A 13933-nucleotide genomic window follows, 5' to 3' on the forward strand; every position below is an offset into this window, starting at 1 on the left:
GTCGACCGCGACGGCCTGGACGCCGGGCTGGCGGCGCTGAAGCGGGTCGCGCCGCGCGCCGGCGCGGCCTACGCACCGCCCAAGCGCGACCTGCGCGTGGTCGCCGCGCCGCAGGACGTCGCTTCCGCGCCGACGCTGGCGGCGGCCGAAAAGGCGCTGCGTCCCCACCTGATGGACGGGGAGCTTTCGGCCGTGGTGCTGCTGGAGCGGCGCGACGGCGAACTGAAGGCGCGGCTGTGGTCGGAACGCGTGTCCGACGAGGCGGTCGAGACCGCCGTGCGCGAGGCCCTGCGCGACGTCATCCGTCGCGACAGCCTGATCGCCGCCGGGCTGGATCCGGCCACGGCGGCCTCCCTGGCCGATCTGAAGCCCAAGGTGGACGTGTTCTCGCCCAAGTCGGTGGGCGGCGGCGAGGTCTCCCTGCGCGACCGGCTGCCGGGCGTGGTCGGCTTCGTTCTGGGCATGCTGCTGTGGTCGTCGGTGATCAGCGGCGCCAGCATCCTGATGAACAGCGTCATGGAGGAGAAGTCGAACCGGGTGCTCGAGGTGCTGATGTCCTCGGCCTCCACGACCGAGATCCTCGGCGGCAAGGTGCTGGGGGTGGCGATGATCACCGCCACGGTGCTGGGCGTGTGGTTCGGCCTGGGCGCCTATGCGCTGCACATGCTGCTGCCGGGCCTGGCCGACGATCTGGGCTCGGTCCTGCTGGACGGGGGGCTTATCTTCTACCTCGCCCTGTACCTGGTCGGCGGCTACCTGATGTACGCCATGGTGTTCGCGGCCATCGGGGCGTTCTGCGAGACGCCCCGCGACGCCCAGACCCTGCTGGGGCCGGTGATGATCGTGCTGAGCGTGCCGATCATCGTCATGCAGATGGCCATCCGCACCCCGGACCTGCCGCTGATCAAGACCATGTCCATGGTGCCGTTCTTCGCGCCGTTCCTGATGAGCGCGCGGGCGCCTTCGAACCCGCCGCTGATCGAGGTCGCGATCGCGCTGGCCGGCATGGCGGCTGTGGGCGCGCTGATGGTCTGGCTGGGCGGCAAGGCCTTCCGGGCCGGGGCCCTGTCGAGCGGCAAGTTCGACTGGCGCGGCGTGTTCGCCCTGATGACCGGGAAAGGCTGACCGCGAGGCGGGCGCCGAGACCGGCGCCCGCCTTCGGCCACCAGGTCTTGGACGCAGAAAAGGCCGCCTCCGGAGGAGGCGGCCTTCTTTGTCTTTAACGTCAAGGAGCGGCGGGAGACCCCGCGCTCGACCTCACGCGTATTAGCGACGGCCGCCCGGACGCGGCTTCGGGGCCGGCAGCAGGCCTTCGCGCTGCAGGCGCTTGCGGGCCAGCTTGCGGGCGCGACGCACGGCTTCCGCCTTTTGGCGGGCGCGCTTTTCAGACGGCTTTTCGTAGTGCACGTGGCGCTTCATCTCGCGGAACGAGCCCTCGCGCTGCATCTTCTTCTTCAGCGCCTTCAGGGCCTGGTCGACATTGTTGTCGCGGACGAAAATCTGGACCACGGTCTCTCCTTACAATCACCCGCCTCGCCGTGCAGTCATGGCGGGCAACGGAACCTCGAACCCGGAAGTCGGCCTTCCGTGCAGGCGGGCGGATATACGTGAAAGACTCCCCTGAGTCTAGGCGTGGCTCGCGCCCGCGCGGCGGCCTATGTTGGCGCCCATGATCGAAGACAGCGGCTGGGCCGAACGCAAGGAACAGGAGCTCCTGGAGGCCGCCATCGCGCGGGCGCCGGGGCTCGGCTGGAACGTCTCGCTGGCTGACGCGGCCGGGCGCGACTGCGGCCTGACCCGGGGCGAACGCGAGCTGGTGATTCCCCACGGCGCGCGCGATCTGGCCGCCCTGCTGTCGCGCCGTCACGACGCCCAGGCCATGGCCGCCCTGGCCGAGGTCGACCCCAAGAGCCTGAAGATCCGCGAACGCATCTTCCGCGGCGTCCAGGCCCGCTTGCAAGCGGCCGCCGCCGACGAAGCCGCCGTGCATCGGTGGACCGCCTTCCTGGCCTTCCCGCTGAACACGCCGCTGGCGCTGAAGCTGGCCTGGGAGAGCGCCGACGCGATCTGGCGCTGGGCCGGCGACACGGCCACCGACGAGAACCACTACTCCAAGCGCGCCATCCTCTCGGGCATCCTGGTCTCGGCGCTCGCCGTGCTGCTGGAAGGCGGCCAGGAGGCGGCCGACGAGTACGTCGCCGCCCGCATCGAGAACGTCATGCAGTTCGAGAAGTGGAAGGCTGGCATCAAGCCGTCCGAAACCGCCCGCCAGGTCGCCGAGGCGCTGGGGCGGATGCGTTACGGGCGGGCTTGATCTCCTCCCCGCTACGCAGGGGAAGAGAGGGGATCACCGCAGCGGCTTGACCCGGTTCACGTGGCCCATCTTGCGGCCGGGGCGGGCGTCGCCCTTGCCGTAGAGGTGCAGGACCGCGTTCGGTTCGGCGGCGATCTCGGCCCAGCGGTCGGCGTCGGCGCCCAGCAGGTTCTCCATCTCCACCGCGGCGCGCGCCTCCGTCGGGCCCAGCGGCCAGCCGGCGACGGCGCGGACGTGCTGCTCGAACTGGTCGCAGAGACAGCCGTCCTGGGTCCAGTGGCCGGTGTTGTGGACGCGCGGCGCGATCTCGTTGACCAGCAGGCGGCCGTCGGCGAGCTCGAACAGCTCCACCCCCAGCACGCCGACATAGTCGAGGCCTTCGAGAATGCGGCCGGCGATCTCCACCGCGCGGTCGCGGGTGGCGTCCGGCACGGCGGCGGGCGCGGTGGTGGTGCGCAGCACGCCGCCGGCGTGGCGGTTCTCGCCCATCGGATAGACCGCGACCTGGCCGTCGCGGCCGCGCGCGGCGATCACCGACAGTTCGCGCACGAAGTCGGCGCGGGCTTCCAGGATGGCCGGCTTGGCGCCGATGGCGGCGAAGGCGACGGCGGCTTCGCCGGCGTCCTTCACCCAGGCCTGGCCCTTGCCGTCGTAGCCCTCGCGGCGGGTCTTCAGCAGGGCCGGCGCGCCCAGGCGTTCCAGGGCGGCGGGAATGTCGTCGGCCGAATCGATCGCCTCGAAGGCGACGGTGTCGACGCCGTGGGCGACCAGGAAGCGCTTCTCCTCGACCCGGTCCTGGGTGAAGGCCAGAGCCTTCGGTCCGGGCGCGACCTCGGTCCCGAAGCCGGCCAGGGTCTTCAGCGCGGCGGCGGGCACGTTCTCGAACTCGAAGGTGACCACGTCGCAGCTGGCGGCCAGCTGCTCCAGCGCGTCCTCGTCGTCGTAGTCGGCGCAGATCTCCAGCGACGACACGCGCCCCGCCGGCGACACCGGGCCGGGCTCCAGGATGGCGACGTCGAAGCCCAGGCGCGCGGCGGCCATGGCCAGCATGCGGCCCAGCTGGCCGCCGCCCAGAATGCCGATGGTCGAACCCGGCGGAAGCGGGAAATCAGCCAATTACTTCAGTCCTCGACGGTTTCGGCGACCGATTCGGTCTGGCGTTCGCGCCATGCGGCCAGCCGCAGGGCCAGGCCGGCGTCCGACAGGGCCAGGATCTGCACCGCCAGCAGGCCGGCGTTCTTCGCGCCCGCCTCGCCGATGGCCAGGGTGCCGACCGGCACGCCGCCGGGCATCTGCACGATGGAGAGCAGCGAATCGAGTCCGCTCAGCGCCTTGGACTGCACCGGCACGCCCAGCACCGGCAGTTCGGTCATGGAGGCGCACATGCCGGGCAGGTGGGCCGCGCCGCCGGCGCCGGCGATCACCACCTTGTAGCCCGTGGCCTTGGCGGTCTTGGCGAAGTCGAACAGGCGCTCGGGCGTGCGGTGGGCGGAGACCACCTTGGCTTCGTAGCGGACGCCCAGGGCGTCCAGCATGTCGGCGGCGCCCTTCATGGTCGGCCAGTCCGAGCGGCTGCCCATGATGATCGCCACCGGCGGCGTGGTCTTGCTCATTCGCGTGCCTTCCCCCGGCCCGGAAAAGCCGCGGAGTATAGGCAGGCGGGTCGCGCTCGCAACAAGGGAGGGCGCGCAACGGTCGAATGGACGCGGTTTTCGTCGCAGCGCACGCGATCTGACGCTGAAAGGAGCGGCTGAGCGGGCTCCCCACCGCCTGAAACCGGCGCTAGCATCATGCGGCGCGGCGTTCGTGACTCGCGCGTGGGAGCCTTTGATGACGTCCGAGAGCGTTCGCAGTCAGCCGGTCGACACCGACGACGTGCGCGCGTTGCGGGCGGAGGTCGAGCGGCTGCGCGCCGAGGTCGCCGAGCTGAAGGTGCGGGCCGAGACGGCCGAGGCCCTGGCCGACCACGATCCGCTGGTGCCGGTGCTGAACCGCCGGGCCTTCATGCGCGAGCTGCAGCGGGTGATCGGCGCCAGCCGGCGTTACGGCACCAAGGCGTCGCTGCTTTATCTCGACCTCGACGGCTTCAAGTCGGTCAACGACAGCTTCGGCCACCCCGCCGGCGACGCGGCGCTGAAGTGGATCGGCGAGCTGCTCACCAACAATCTGCGCGACAGCGACTGGCTGGGCCGGCTGGGCGGCGACGAGTTCGGCGTGCTGATGCTCTACGCCGACGAGGCCTCGGCCAAGGCCAAGGCGGCTGTGCTCACCCATCTGATCGCGGCCGGCGGCTTCGACTGGGACGGCGTCCCCGTGCCGCTGGGCGGATCGTTCGGCGTGCGCGCCCTGGTCGACCAGACCGACGCGGAGCAATGGCTGGCCGAAGCCGACGCGGCCATGTTCGTCCGCAAGCGGAGCCGCTGACGCCGTCTAGGCGATGATGTCCGGCAGGATCTGATCTTCCAGCACGCCGATCTGGTCGCGCAGGGCCAGCTTCTTGCGCTTCAGGCGCGCGATCAGCAGCTGGTCGGGCAAGGGCATGGTTTCGAGCGCACTGATGGATGCGTCGAGATCCTGGTGTTCCTGCCGAAGGGTTTGCACCCGGGAGCGGATGTGGGGGTCACCGGCCCGGGCGGTCGAATCGTCGTCGTTCATGCGCAGACTTGGGTCCCCTCGCGCGCGACCCCGGCGCGAGAAACCCGGATTATACCCGAGGGCGGGTCAGGCCGGAAGCTGGGCGGCGAGACCTTCGAGATCCGCTCGCGGAGTCACCCGGCTCCAGGCCTTCGACGCGGCGACCAGGGCCGGCCCGTAGGGCTTGGCCCCGCCGGCCGGCGCGGGCGAAAGCGCCTCCAGATCGTCCAGCAGGGCGCGTTCGGCGGCCAGCTCGGCGGCCTTGATCTGTTCGCGTACGGATTGCCGCGCCGCGTCGGTCATGTCGGGGATCGGGCCCTTCAGGGTGCGCCGGATGGCCCGGAGCGGCGAGACCGCCGCGCCGTCCCAGGCCCGCACGGTGTCGACGGCGGCCTCGAGGGTGTCTTCGTCCAGGGCGCGACCCTCGCCGGCGCACCAGGCGGCCCACAGCAGCAGCGGCACGTTCTGGGCGTGGGTGTCCTGCAGCAGCAGGCACCGTTCGCTCACTTCGGGGCGCGCATAGGCCGCCACGGCCCAGTCCCACAGGCGCATGTTCACACCCCGCTCACGGGACCGAGATCGCGGCCCCAGCGCTTCACCGGCTTCCAGTCCAGGCCGAACAGGTCGAGCGCGCGACCGACCGACTGGTCGACCAGCTCCTCGATCGAGGTCGGGCGGGCGTAGAAGGCGGGCAGGGGCGGAGCGATCACCGCGCCCATCTCGGTCAGCGCGGTCATGGTGCGCAGGTGGCCGAGGTGGAACGGCGTCTCGCGCACCATCAGCACCAGCGGCCGGCGCTCCTTCAGGGTCACGTCGGCGGCGCGGGTCAGGAGGTTGGAGGTCACGCCGGTGGCGATCTCGCTCATGGTCCGGACCGAGCAGGGCGAGACGATCATCCCCAGCGTCCGGAACGATCCGGATGCGACAGAAGCGCCCACGTCGGCGAGTTTGTGGACGACCGCGGCGCGCGCCTGCAGGTCGGAAATGGTCAGGTCGGTCTCGCTGGCCAGGGTCAGCGCGGCGGCCTTGGTGACCACCAGATGGCTTTCCACGCCAAGCTCTGCGAGGGCGTCCAGCACCCGCACGCCGTAGGCCGCGCCCGAGGCGCCGGATATGCCCACGATGATCCGCGTCGGTTCACCCACAGAAATTTCGCTCCGGATTCCGTGAAGTGTGGAAACGCATTGTGATTCAACACCCGAGCCTCACGGGTGTCGTCTGGGGATGTTCCGTACCTTTTTAGGAGGCGCAAGCCATGGCGATCGACGCTCGTATCCGTGAACTCGGTAATCGGCACCAGTCGCTCGACCTGGCCATCCAGCAAGAGATGGCCAGGCCGAACGCGGATTCCTTACGAGTTCACGAAATGAAGCGTCAGAAGCTCAGGCTGAAGGAGGAGATCCAGACTCTGCAGACCCGCTCTTCCAGCTAGATCTTCACCACTCGTCGCCGGCGTCCTCAGGCTCGGACGCCGGCGCTTCCTCTTCGCCGAACACCGAGGTCGATTCCGCCGCCGGGCGCAGGGTGGCGCCGCCGGTGCGCGCGTCTTCCTTGGCCTTCTTCTCGGCCGCCTTGCGGACCACGTCGTCCAGCTCCAGCTGGCTGACCAGGCCCAAGGTGACCGGATCCACCGGCTTCAGGTTGGCCGCGTTCCAGTGCGTGCGGCCGCGCACGCTCTCGATGGTGGCCTTGGTGGTGCCGAGCAGCTTGGCGATCTGGGCGTCGGCCACTTCCGGGTGGTGCCGGATGAACCAGGCGATGGCGTCCGGACGGTCCTGACGGCGCGACACCGGGGTGTAGCGCGGGCCCTTCTTCTGGGTCGACTTGGCGAACAGGTCGGCGTGACGGCTGACCAGCGCCTTCATGCGGTAGGCTTCGTTGCCTTGAGCCTTGTCGAGCTCTTCGCGCGACAGCTGGCCGTTGGCGATCGGGTCGGCGCCGCGGATGTCGCGCGCCACTTCGCCGTCGGCGATGCCCTTCACTTCCAGCGGGTGCAGCCCGCAGAAGTCGGCGATCTGCTCGAACGAGAGCGAGGTGTTGTCGACCAGCCAGACGGCGGTCGCCTTGGGCATCAGGATCTCGGCCATGGCGCGAGTTCTTTCGTTGTTCTGCCGCGCGAGCGGGGTCTGGAAACGGCGGCGCCCGGCCTTTCGGCCGGGCGCGGATCGAACGATCTATAGGCCGCTTCGTTGCCGAAGGGAACTGCGAACGGCGGTCTTCGCGCGCGATTCCATGTGATTTAACAGGCGTTCGGCGTGCCTCGACGGCTGGTCAGAGCGCCGGCGCGTTGCCGGCCCGATAGGCGCCGACGCCCTCGCCCAGGTGGGCGTTGTTGGCCTCGCGCAGCCTGGCGGCGGCCTCGTCGTAGAGGAACGGCAGGAAGGCGAAGCGTCGTCCGCGGGTGACCGGGGCGACGGTGTGGAGCAGGCCGCAGCCGAACACCACCGCGCCGCCGGTCGGGGCCTTGTACCGGCGCGGGCCGAACTCCGGGAACATCAGCTCCCCGCCTTCGTAGCCTTCGGCGTTCAGGTTGACGGTCACGGCGAAGCGTCGGTGGGCGGTGCCGGCGGTGGTGTTGTCGCGGTGCGGGCGGAACCAGCCGCCGGTCTCGCCGTCGTAGCAGGCCACCAGGTGGCGCTCCATGCGGGTCACCTGGAACTGGAAGGCCTTGGCGATCTCCGGGACGATCCGGCGCTGGATGCGGGCCTTGGCCGCCTGGATGACCGCGGCGTCCTGCAGCTCGTGGTCGGTCCGCCGCTTGAAGGCGTGATCCAGCACCAGCACGGTCTTGCCGTCGATCTCGCGCATGAAGCCGGAGTCCTGCGCCTCGCCCTGCTCGTAGATCTCGATCAGCCGGCTGCAGAATTCGGGTTCGAACACCCGCGGCAGGATCAGCACCGGGGCGTGGGTCTCCACGCCGGCGTGGTCCTGGGGCGGCGGCAGGGTGGCCAGCAGGTCCGCGACCGCCCCGATCCGCTCCAGCGGCGCGCGGGCCAGCACGCGCAGCATGGGATCCAGCAGCAGGCAGAACGGCCGGCAACTGTCGTCCTCGCCGGCTGCCCCGTAGAGGCGGCTGACGGCGCGCTCGAAATCCAGGAAGAAGCGCACGCCGGGCAGTCTTTCGACCAGACGGCCCTGCGCCTGGTCGTCAGGGTCGGTGCTGACGCCGAAGAAAGAGGCCCGCTCGTCGTCGAACAGCGGCCGGCGCGCCTCGACGGCGGCCAGCGCCGCCTGCGCCTCGGGCGAGGCGGCGGAGCCCAGGAAGGCCAGCAGCACGTAGCGGCCCGCGACCGTGTCGAACACGTAGCGGGGGTTGCTGGTCGAGGCGACCCGGAACCAGGGCGCCGGGTCGCCCGGCAGCAGCGAGGTGCGAGGGTCGGCGCTCATGGGGCCTCCGCGGACAGGTCCGCGAGACTAGCCGCGAGCGCCGCCGGCGCAACACGCTAGGGCTTGGAGCCCAGCCTGATGACGCTGTGGCGCGCGCCGCCGTGGACCGTGAACAGCTCGGCCTGGGTTCCGTCGGGCGAGATCACCAGCACCATGGTGGCGTATTCGGACCGGTTGGCGCCGCCGACCGTGTTCGGCTTCAACGTCAGCTCCAGGCCGCCGTCGCCCGTGGGCTTGCGATCGACCACCTTGCCTTCGCTGAAGACCGAGCCGCCGTCGCCCTGCTCGCTGACCGCCAGGGAGTAGGTGCCGTTGTGGACTTCGACGAAGTCGCCGCTGTCGGCTTCCCACGTGCCCTTGCCCGAAGGCTGAGCCAGGACCGGGGTCGCCAGAAACACTGAAATCAGAAACGCCGCCGCGTGCCGACGAACCAACGCACGCGGATCGCTCGACCGAGCCATGATCCCCTCCGTGCACTCTGAGCGCGAAGGTTAACACGAAAAGCTCGGCTGTAAGCCCCCGCTGCGAGGCCGGCCTCAGGCGGTCAGCACGACCTTGCCGACGTGGGTCCCTTCGTCCAGCCGGCGGTGGGCGTCGGCGGCGCGTTCCAGCGGGAACACCGCGTCGATCGGCGGCTTCAGCAGCCCCGCCTCGGCCCACGGCCAGACGTGGGTTTCAACGGCCGCGGCCAGGCGGGCCTTCTCGTCCGGGTCGCGCGAGCGCAGGGTCGAGCCGGTCAGGGTCAGGCGCTTGAGCATGATCCGGCGCAGGTCCAGCTCGACCGTCGCGCCGGCCTGGAAGGCGATCTGCACCAGCCGCCCGTCGGTGTTCAGGCACTCGAGGTTCCGCGACACGAAGTCCCCGCCCACCATGTCGAGGATCACGTCCGCCCCGCCGGCCTCACGCACGGCGGCGACGAAGTCGCCGGCGCTGGAATCGATCGAGAGGTCGGCGCCCAGGCTCTTGGCCCGCGCCGCCTTCTCGGCCCCGCGCGAGGTGGCGATCACCTTCGCCCCGGCGGCCTTGGCCATCTGGATCGCGGTCACGCCGATGCCCGAGGTCGCCCCGTGCACCAGCAAGGCCTGGCCGGCCTTCAGCCCGCCGCGCTCGAACACGTTGGTCCAGACGGTGAAGACGGTCTCGGGCAGGACGGCGGCGTCGACGTAGGAAAGCTCGTGCGGAATCGGCAGGGCGTGGCGGGCGTCGACCGTGGCGAACTCGGCGTAGCCGCCGCCGCCCAGCAGCGCCGTCACCTTGTCGCCGACGCGCCAGCGCACGGCGTCCTCGCCGACCATGGCCACCTCGCCGGCGACCTCCAGGCCCAGAACGTCGGAGGCGCCCGGCGGCGGCGGGTACAGTCCCTGGCGCTGAAGCAGGTCGGGACGGTTCACGCCGGCCGCGTGCACCCGGATCAGGATCTCGTTCGCCTTCGGGCGGGGAACCGGAACTTCGGCCAGGGTCAGGGCCTCGGCCGGGCCCGCGCCGCCGCGCACTTCGATCGCGCGCATCACCTCAGCCCTCATGCTTGCTTTCCCATTAAGAGCGGGGTTCACATAGGCCTTCGTTCCGGGCCGAGCAAAGAGGAGGGCGTATGTTTGAAGACCTTCCCCGCCCGACAGGCCGCGGCGCGGCCTTGGCGGACTTGAAGCGTGAGGATCTCGATCTCTACGGGGTCGAGGAACTGGAAGAGCGAATCGCCGTGCTGGAAGCCGAGGCGGCGCGCTCGCGCGCGGCGCTGGACGGCAAGCAGGCGAAGAAAAGCGCGGCCGACGCGCTGTTTTCGTTCAAGGGTTCTTAACGGTTGGCACGGCCGTTGCAGCGCGCCGGCCGTGACGAGGCGCGGGTCTCGTCTCGGCTGCACAGGGGGCAATGAGTTGATCGATCAGGACGCGGACATCTCCGTCGCCCAAGCCGAAACGGTGCACGACTTCGCCTGTTCGGAACTGTTCGACCGCACCTTCCGCGAAGGCATGGAGCTGGTCGAGGAGACCGCCGCCTACCTGGACGGCGACGGCCGCCGCGACTCCAAGCTTTTGTCCCGCTCCGCCGCCCTGGCCTATGCGGGCGAGAGCATGCGCCTGACCACCCGGCTGATGCAGGTCGCCTCCTGGCTGCTGGTCCAGCGCGCGGTCCGCGAGGGCGACATGGAGGCCCGCGAGGCCTGCCTGCCGCGCTATCGCCTGGGCGCCCAGGCCGTGTGCCAGGCCGAGCCCGGCGCTCACGTCGAGGATCTGCCGGCCGACCTGCGCGACCTGCTGGACCGCTCCGAGCGTCTCTACGACCGGGTGCTGTACCTGGACCGCAAGATGTTCGTGGACGGCCCGGTCGAGGAAGCCGCCCACCCGGTGCTGTCCCAGTTCGGACGCCTCCAGGCCGCCTTCGGCGGCTGATTGCCGAGCGCGATCGCGCTCGTTCCTAGTAGTATGGAGCCTTCCAGCGGAAGGCTCACGGGCCCAGCGGGGCGGTGACGTCCGCCGCCGCCGCCAGCTTGTCCCGGCCCTTCACGCCCATCGCCCGCGCCAGGTCGTCGTCCCAGCCGTAGACGTCGGGCCGGAAGGCGACGCGTCCGTCGGCATCGACGAACACCGTGTGATAGAGCAGCCGCACTGGCACGCTGCGGCCCAGCTCGACGCGCTCGGTCTTGCCCGACGCCAGGGCCGCGTCGAATTCCGCGCCCTTGCCGCTCTCCTCCGCCAGTTCCCGCGCGAAGTCGACCGCGCCCTCCACGCGCACGCAGCCGTGGCTGAGGTGGCGCTCGTTCTCCGCGAACAGGTCCTTGGAGGGGGTGTCGTGCAGGTAGATGGAGTGCGGGTTGTCCATGTCGAACTTCACTTGGCCCAGCGAGTTCTTCGGGCCCGGCCGCTGGACGATCTGGCCGTCGCGCCAGGACATGCCGTGGCTGCGCAGATAGCCGCCGCCCTTCGGGCCGATCTCCTTCCTCGCGATCGAGGCCGGCACCACCCAGGGCGGGTTCACCACCAGGCTGTTGAACGGCGAGCCGAGCGAGGGCGTGGGGTCCTTGGGCCGGCCGGCCACGACCTTGGCCACATGCACCGGAACGCCGTCGCGCCAGTAGGTCAGCACGGTCGAGGCCGTGTTCACGTCGATGCGGGTCTCCGGCACGATCCGGCTCAGCCAGCGGCGGCGTTCCAGATTGACCGCAATGCGGGCGGCGCGGTCGCCGGGGCTCTCGGACAGGGCTTCGGCGGTGTCGCCGCCGATCACGCCGTCGTCGTTCAGGCCGTGGTCGGCCTGGAAGCGTTTCACCGCCTCGACCAGATCGGGACCGTAGCGGGCCGGGGCGGGCGCATCGGCGGCCGACGCCGGCAGATAGCCCTCGACCGCCAGGCGGGCCTGGAGGGCGGCCAGCCGCACGTCACGGCCGCCGGGGACCAGCTTCGCGCCCTCCGGCACGCGCGGCCAGTCGGTCGTCTCGGCGAGCTTGCGATAGCTCACATAGGCTTCCGACAGGGCCACGTATTCCTTGTCCTGGGGCGCCAGCGAGGCCAGCCATTCGCCGACCTCGCCGCGTGACAGGGCGGCGGTCAGCCCCGGGGCGGGGTTCAGTCGATTGCCGTCCAGCTCCCAGATCGGATTGACGGTGGTCGGGTCGACCACGCCCGACGACAGCGCGCCGGCGTAGGCCAGGGCGGCGCGGGTCAGGCCGACGTCGCGCGCGGCCAGGTCGCCGCCCTCGGGCGGGATCAGCTTCAGGTAGGGGGCCGGGTCGAGGCCCTGGCGGTCGGCCTTGCCGATGGCCTCGGTCAGGGCCTTCGCGTCGGCTTCCGTCCAGGCGGCCTGATTCTGGCGCGCGGCGTAGAAGCTCCGCACCGACATCTCCCGCCCCTGCAGGGCAGCTTCCATTTCGGCAGGGGAAAGCGCGGGCGCTGAACGCTCGTCCGACTGGCCCAGGGCGTCGGCGCCGCAGGCGCTGGTGGTGAAAATCACCGCCGCGCAAGCGGCGTACATCAGGTGACGCGGCATCCTCTACTCGTACAGAACTACCCGTCCTGAACGCGTAGCGTCACGATAGGTGGCGACCCCTAGGTGAATATCGTCGGAGTCCCAGCGATCGACTTACGGGCCGACGTCGGTCGGATCCTGCACGGTGGTGCCGCCCGGCAGATAGACGTCGATGCCCAGCGCCTGAGCCAGCTTGGCGTCGCGGCCGTAGACGTCCGGACGGAACGCCACCCGGCCCTGGCCGTCGACGAAGGTGGTCCAGTAGAGCAGGCGCACGGGGATCGAGCGCGACAGCTGGACCCGCTTGGTCTCGCCCGAGGTCTGCAGCTCGTCGAACTGCTGCAGGGCGGTCGGATCCGGCTCCAGCAGCAGGCGCGCGAACTCGACCGCGTTCTCCACGCGCACGCAGCCGTGGCTGCGGTGGCGCTTGGGGCTGGCGAAGGCGGGCTTCGACGGCGTGTCGTGCAGGTAGATGGCGTAGGAGTCCTGCAGCTCGAACTTCACCTGTCCGAGCGCGGCGTTCGGTCCGGGACGCTGCACGACACGACCGTCGTCGGTCACGTACATGTTCTCGGCGGCCAGGTAGCCGGGGCCCTTGGGCAGGATCTCCTTGGCGGCGATGCCGGCCGGGACGTTCCACGGCGGGTTGGCCACCAGCGAGCTGAATTCCTTCTCGAGGCTGGGGGTCTGGTTGCGGGAGGTGCCCACCACCACGCGGCTGGCGTGGTAGGGCGCGCCGTCGCGCCAGTAGACCATGATGGCCGCGGCCGTGTTGACCTCGATGCGCTCGGGCGCGAGCTGGCGCGGCAGCCAGCGGCGGCGCTCCAGGTTCAGCGCGATCTGGCGGGCGCGGTCCTCGGCGGTGGCGGCCAGGGCGGACTGGGTGTCGCCCCCGATCACGCCGTCGCCTCCCAGGCCGTGGCGGACCTGGAAGCGCTGGACGGCCTCGACCAGCGCCGGGTCGTAGGTCTCGACCTCCAGGGTGTCGGCCAGGTCGCCCTCGGCCACCAGGCGCGCGACCAGGGCCGGCAGGCGCGGGTCGGCGTCGCCGGGGCGGATCACCGCGCCGGGTTCGAACTTCGGCCAGCCGCCCTTGGCGGCCAGGTCGCGGTACTTCAGATAGCCGGCCGACAGGTTGGTGTAGCCGAGGTCGCTGGGGGCCAGGCTGTCCAGCCAGGCGCGCACGCCGGTCCCGTTCAGCGCGTTCTGCAGGCCGGTGGCGCCGTCCAGGCTGTTGCGGCGCAGCTCCCACAGGTTCTCGACCGTCGACGGGTCGACCCGGCCCAGCGCCAGGGTCTTGGCGTAGAGCAGGGCCGCGCCGGTCAGCCGGGCGTCGCGATCCAGGTCGCGCGTCTTGCCCAGAACCGGCACGTAGCTCTTCGGGTCGAGGCCGTGCTTCTGGGCCTCGTTCAGGACCGCCAGCAGCTCGGCCTCGCTGGTCTTGTTCCAGGCGGTCTTGTCCTTGCGGGCGACGTAGAAGCGTCGCACGTCGGCGGCGACCTCGGCCGGCACGGCCGGCAGGTAGGCGTCGACCGCAGTGCGGGGCAGCGGCGCCGGCGGCGCGGGCGGGGCCTGCGGCACGACCATCTGCGGCGTCGTCGCGGCCGGCCTGGCCGTCGGTACGACGGGCTTGCC

Annotated in this window: 18 protein-coding genes; 6 read left to right on the top strand and 12 right to left on the bottom strand. The window is 70.8% G+C overall.

Going from position 1 to position 13933, the window contains the following annotated elements; genetic code table 11:
- Positions 1–1125: ABC transporter permease (locus G3573_RS14040; RefSeq protein WP_205598258.1), on the top strand; the 1125-nt coding region annotated here is incomplete at its 5' end.
- Between the two features lie 141 nt (positions 1126–1266).
- Here G3573_RS14040 and rpsU read toward each other — a convergent pair.
- Positions 1267–1509, bottom strand: a complete 243-nt coding sequence (gene rpsU / locus G3573_RS14045; protein WP_163261867.1) for a 30S ribosomal protein S21 — start codon at positions 1507–1509, stop codon at positions 1267–1269.
- A 160-nt stretch (positions 1510–1669) separates the two neighbouring features.
- Here rpsU and G3573_RS14050 point away from each other — a divergent pair, with 160 nt between their 5' ends.
- A complete protein-coding gene (locus G3573_RS14050) occupies positions 1670–2314 on the top strand; it encodes a COQ9 family protein (protein WP_163261868.1) in 645 nt (214 codons plus the stop codon).
- 33 nt (positions 2315–2347) lie between these two features.
- On the opposite strand, the gene G3573_RS14055 is transcribed toward G3573_RS14050, so the two are convergent.
- Both G3573_RS14055 and purE read right to left on the bottom strand, forming a co-directional pair.
- The gene (locus G3573_RS14055) at positions 2348–3430 is read right to left on the bottom strand and encodes a 5-(carboxyamino)imidazole ribonucleotide synthase (RefSeq protein WP_163261869.1); all 1083 of its coding nucleotides are present in this window, start codon (positions 3428–3430) and stop codon (positions 2348–2350) included.
- Between the two features lie 5 nt (positions 3431–3435).
- Entirely contained in the window at positions 3436–3927 is a 492-nt protein-coding gene (gene purE, locus G3573_RS14060) for a 5-(carboxyamino)imidazole ribonucleotide mutase (protein WP_163261870.1), read from the bottom strand.
- 217 nt (positions 3928–4144) lie between these two features.
- On the opposite strand from purE, the gene G3573_RS14065 reads away from it, so the two are divergent.
- Positions 4145–4738, top strand: coding sequence for a GGDEF domain-containing protein (locus G3573_RS14065; protein WP_163261871.1), 594 nt, complete (start codon positions 4145–4147; stop codon positions 4736–4738).
- Between the two features lie 6 nt (positions 4739–4744).
- Here the strand turns inward: G3573_RS14065 and G3573_RS14070 are convergent, their stop codons facing one another.
- The 3 genes from G3573_RS14070 to G3573_RS14080 all read right to left on the bottom strand — a co-directional run bounded on the left by G3573_RS14070 (position 4745) and on the right by G3573_RS14080 (position 6111).
- Entirely contained in the window at positions 4745–4969 is a 225-nt protein-coding gene (locus tag G3573_RS14070; RefSeq protein WP_163261872.1) for a DUF465 domain-containing protein, read from the bottom strand.
- A 66-nt stretch (positions 4970–5035) separates the two neighbouring features.
- Complete coding sequence (locus G3573_RS14075) at positions 5036–5500, bottom strand: TIGR02444 family protein (protein WP_205598260.1); 465 nt, start codon at positions 5498–5500, stop codon at positions 5036–5038.
- A 2-nt stretch (positions 5501–5502) separates the two neighbouring features.
- On the bottom strand, positions 5503–6111 hold the full coding sequence (locus G3573_RS14080) for a UbiX family flavin prenyltransferase (RefSeq protein ID WP_163261881.1): 609 nt from the start codon (positions 6109–6111) through the stop codon (positions 5503–5505).
- 92 nt (positions 6112–6203) lie between these two features.
- On the opposite strand from G3573_RS14080, the gene G3573_RS14085 reads away from it, so the two are divergent.
- Positions 6204–6380: a DUF465 domain-containing protein gene (locus G3573_RS14085; RefSeq protein WP_163261874.1), complete on the top strand. Its 177-nt coding sequence runs from the start codon at positions 6204–6206 to the stop codon at positions 6378–6380.
- Between the two features lie 4 nt (positions 6381–6384).
- On the opposite strand, the gene G3573_RS14090 is transcribed toward G3573_RS14085, so the two are convergent.
- The 4 genes from G3573_RS14090 to G3573_RS14105 all read right to left on the bottom strand — a co-directional run bounded on the left by G3573_RS14090 (position 6385) and on the right by G3573_RS14105 (position 9858).
- A complete protein-coding gene (locus G3573_RS14090; protein ID WP_163261875.1) occupies positions 6385–7035 on the bottom strand; it encodes a cell cycle transcriptional regulator TrcR in 651 nt (216 codons plus the stop codon).
- Between the two features lie 184 nt (positions 7036–7219).
- Positions 7220–8335 carry a 2OG-Fe(II) oxygenase gene (locus G3573_RS14095; RefSeq protein ID WP_163261876.1) on the bottom strand — a complete coding sequence of 372 codons (1116 nt, stop codon included), beginning with the start codon at positions 8333–8335 and terminating at the stop codon, positions 7220–7222.
- A gap of 56 nt (positions 8336–8391) precedes the next feature.
- Positions 8392–8796: a hypothetical protein gene (locus G3573_RS14100; RefSeq protein ID WP_163261877.1), complete on the bottom strand. Its 405-nt coding sequence runs from the start codon at positions 8794–8796 to the stop codon at positions 8392–8394.
- 75 nt (positions 8797–8871) lie between these two features.
- Positions 8872–9858, bottom strand: coding sequence for an NAD(P)H-quinone oxidoreductase (locus G3573_RS14105; protein WP_240454708.1), 987 nt, complete (start codon positions 9856–9858; stop codon positions 8872–8874).
- Between the two features lie 68 nt (positions 9859–9926).
- On the opposite strand from G3573_RS14105, the gene G3573_RS14110 reads away from it, so the two are divergent.
- Positions 9927–10133, top strand: coding sequence for a DUF1192 domain-containing protein (locus G3573_RS14110; RefSeq protein ID WP_163261878.1), 207 nt, complete (start codon positions 9927–9929; stop codon positions 10131–10133).
- Between the two features lie 76 nt (positions 10134–10209).
- The gene (locus G3573_RS14115; protein WP_240454710.1) at positions 10210–10725 is read left to right on the top strand and encodes a DUF1465 family protein; all 516 of its coding nucleotides are present in this window, start codon (positions 10210–10212) and stop codon (positions 10723–10725) included.
- A gap of 55 nt (positions 10726–10780) precedes the next feature.
- Here the strand turns inward: G3573_RS14115 and G3573_RS14120 are convergent, their stop codons facing one another.
- Both G3573_RS14120 and G3573_RS14125 read right to left on the bottom strand, forming a co-directional pair.
- Positions 10781–12319, bottom strand: a complete 1539-nt coding sequence (locus G3573_RS14120) for a L,D-transpeptidase family protein (RefSeq protein WP_163261879.1) — start codon at positions 12317–12319, stop codon at positions 10781–10783.
- 93 nt (positions 12320–12412) lie between these two features.
- The coding region (locus G3573_RS14125) for a L,D-transpeptidase family protein (protein WP_240454711.1) at positions 12413–13933 on the bottom strand (1521 nt) is incomplete at its 5' end.

It is taken from the genome of Caulobacter sp. 17J65-9 (assembly GCF_010975005.1).
Lineage (GTDB): Bacteria > Pseudomonadota > Alphaproteobacteria > Caulobacterales > Caulobacteraceae > 17J80-11.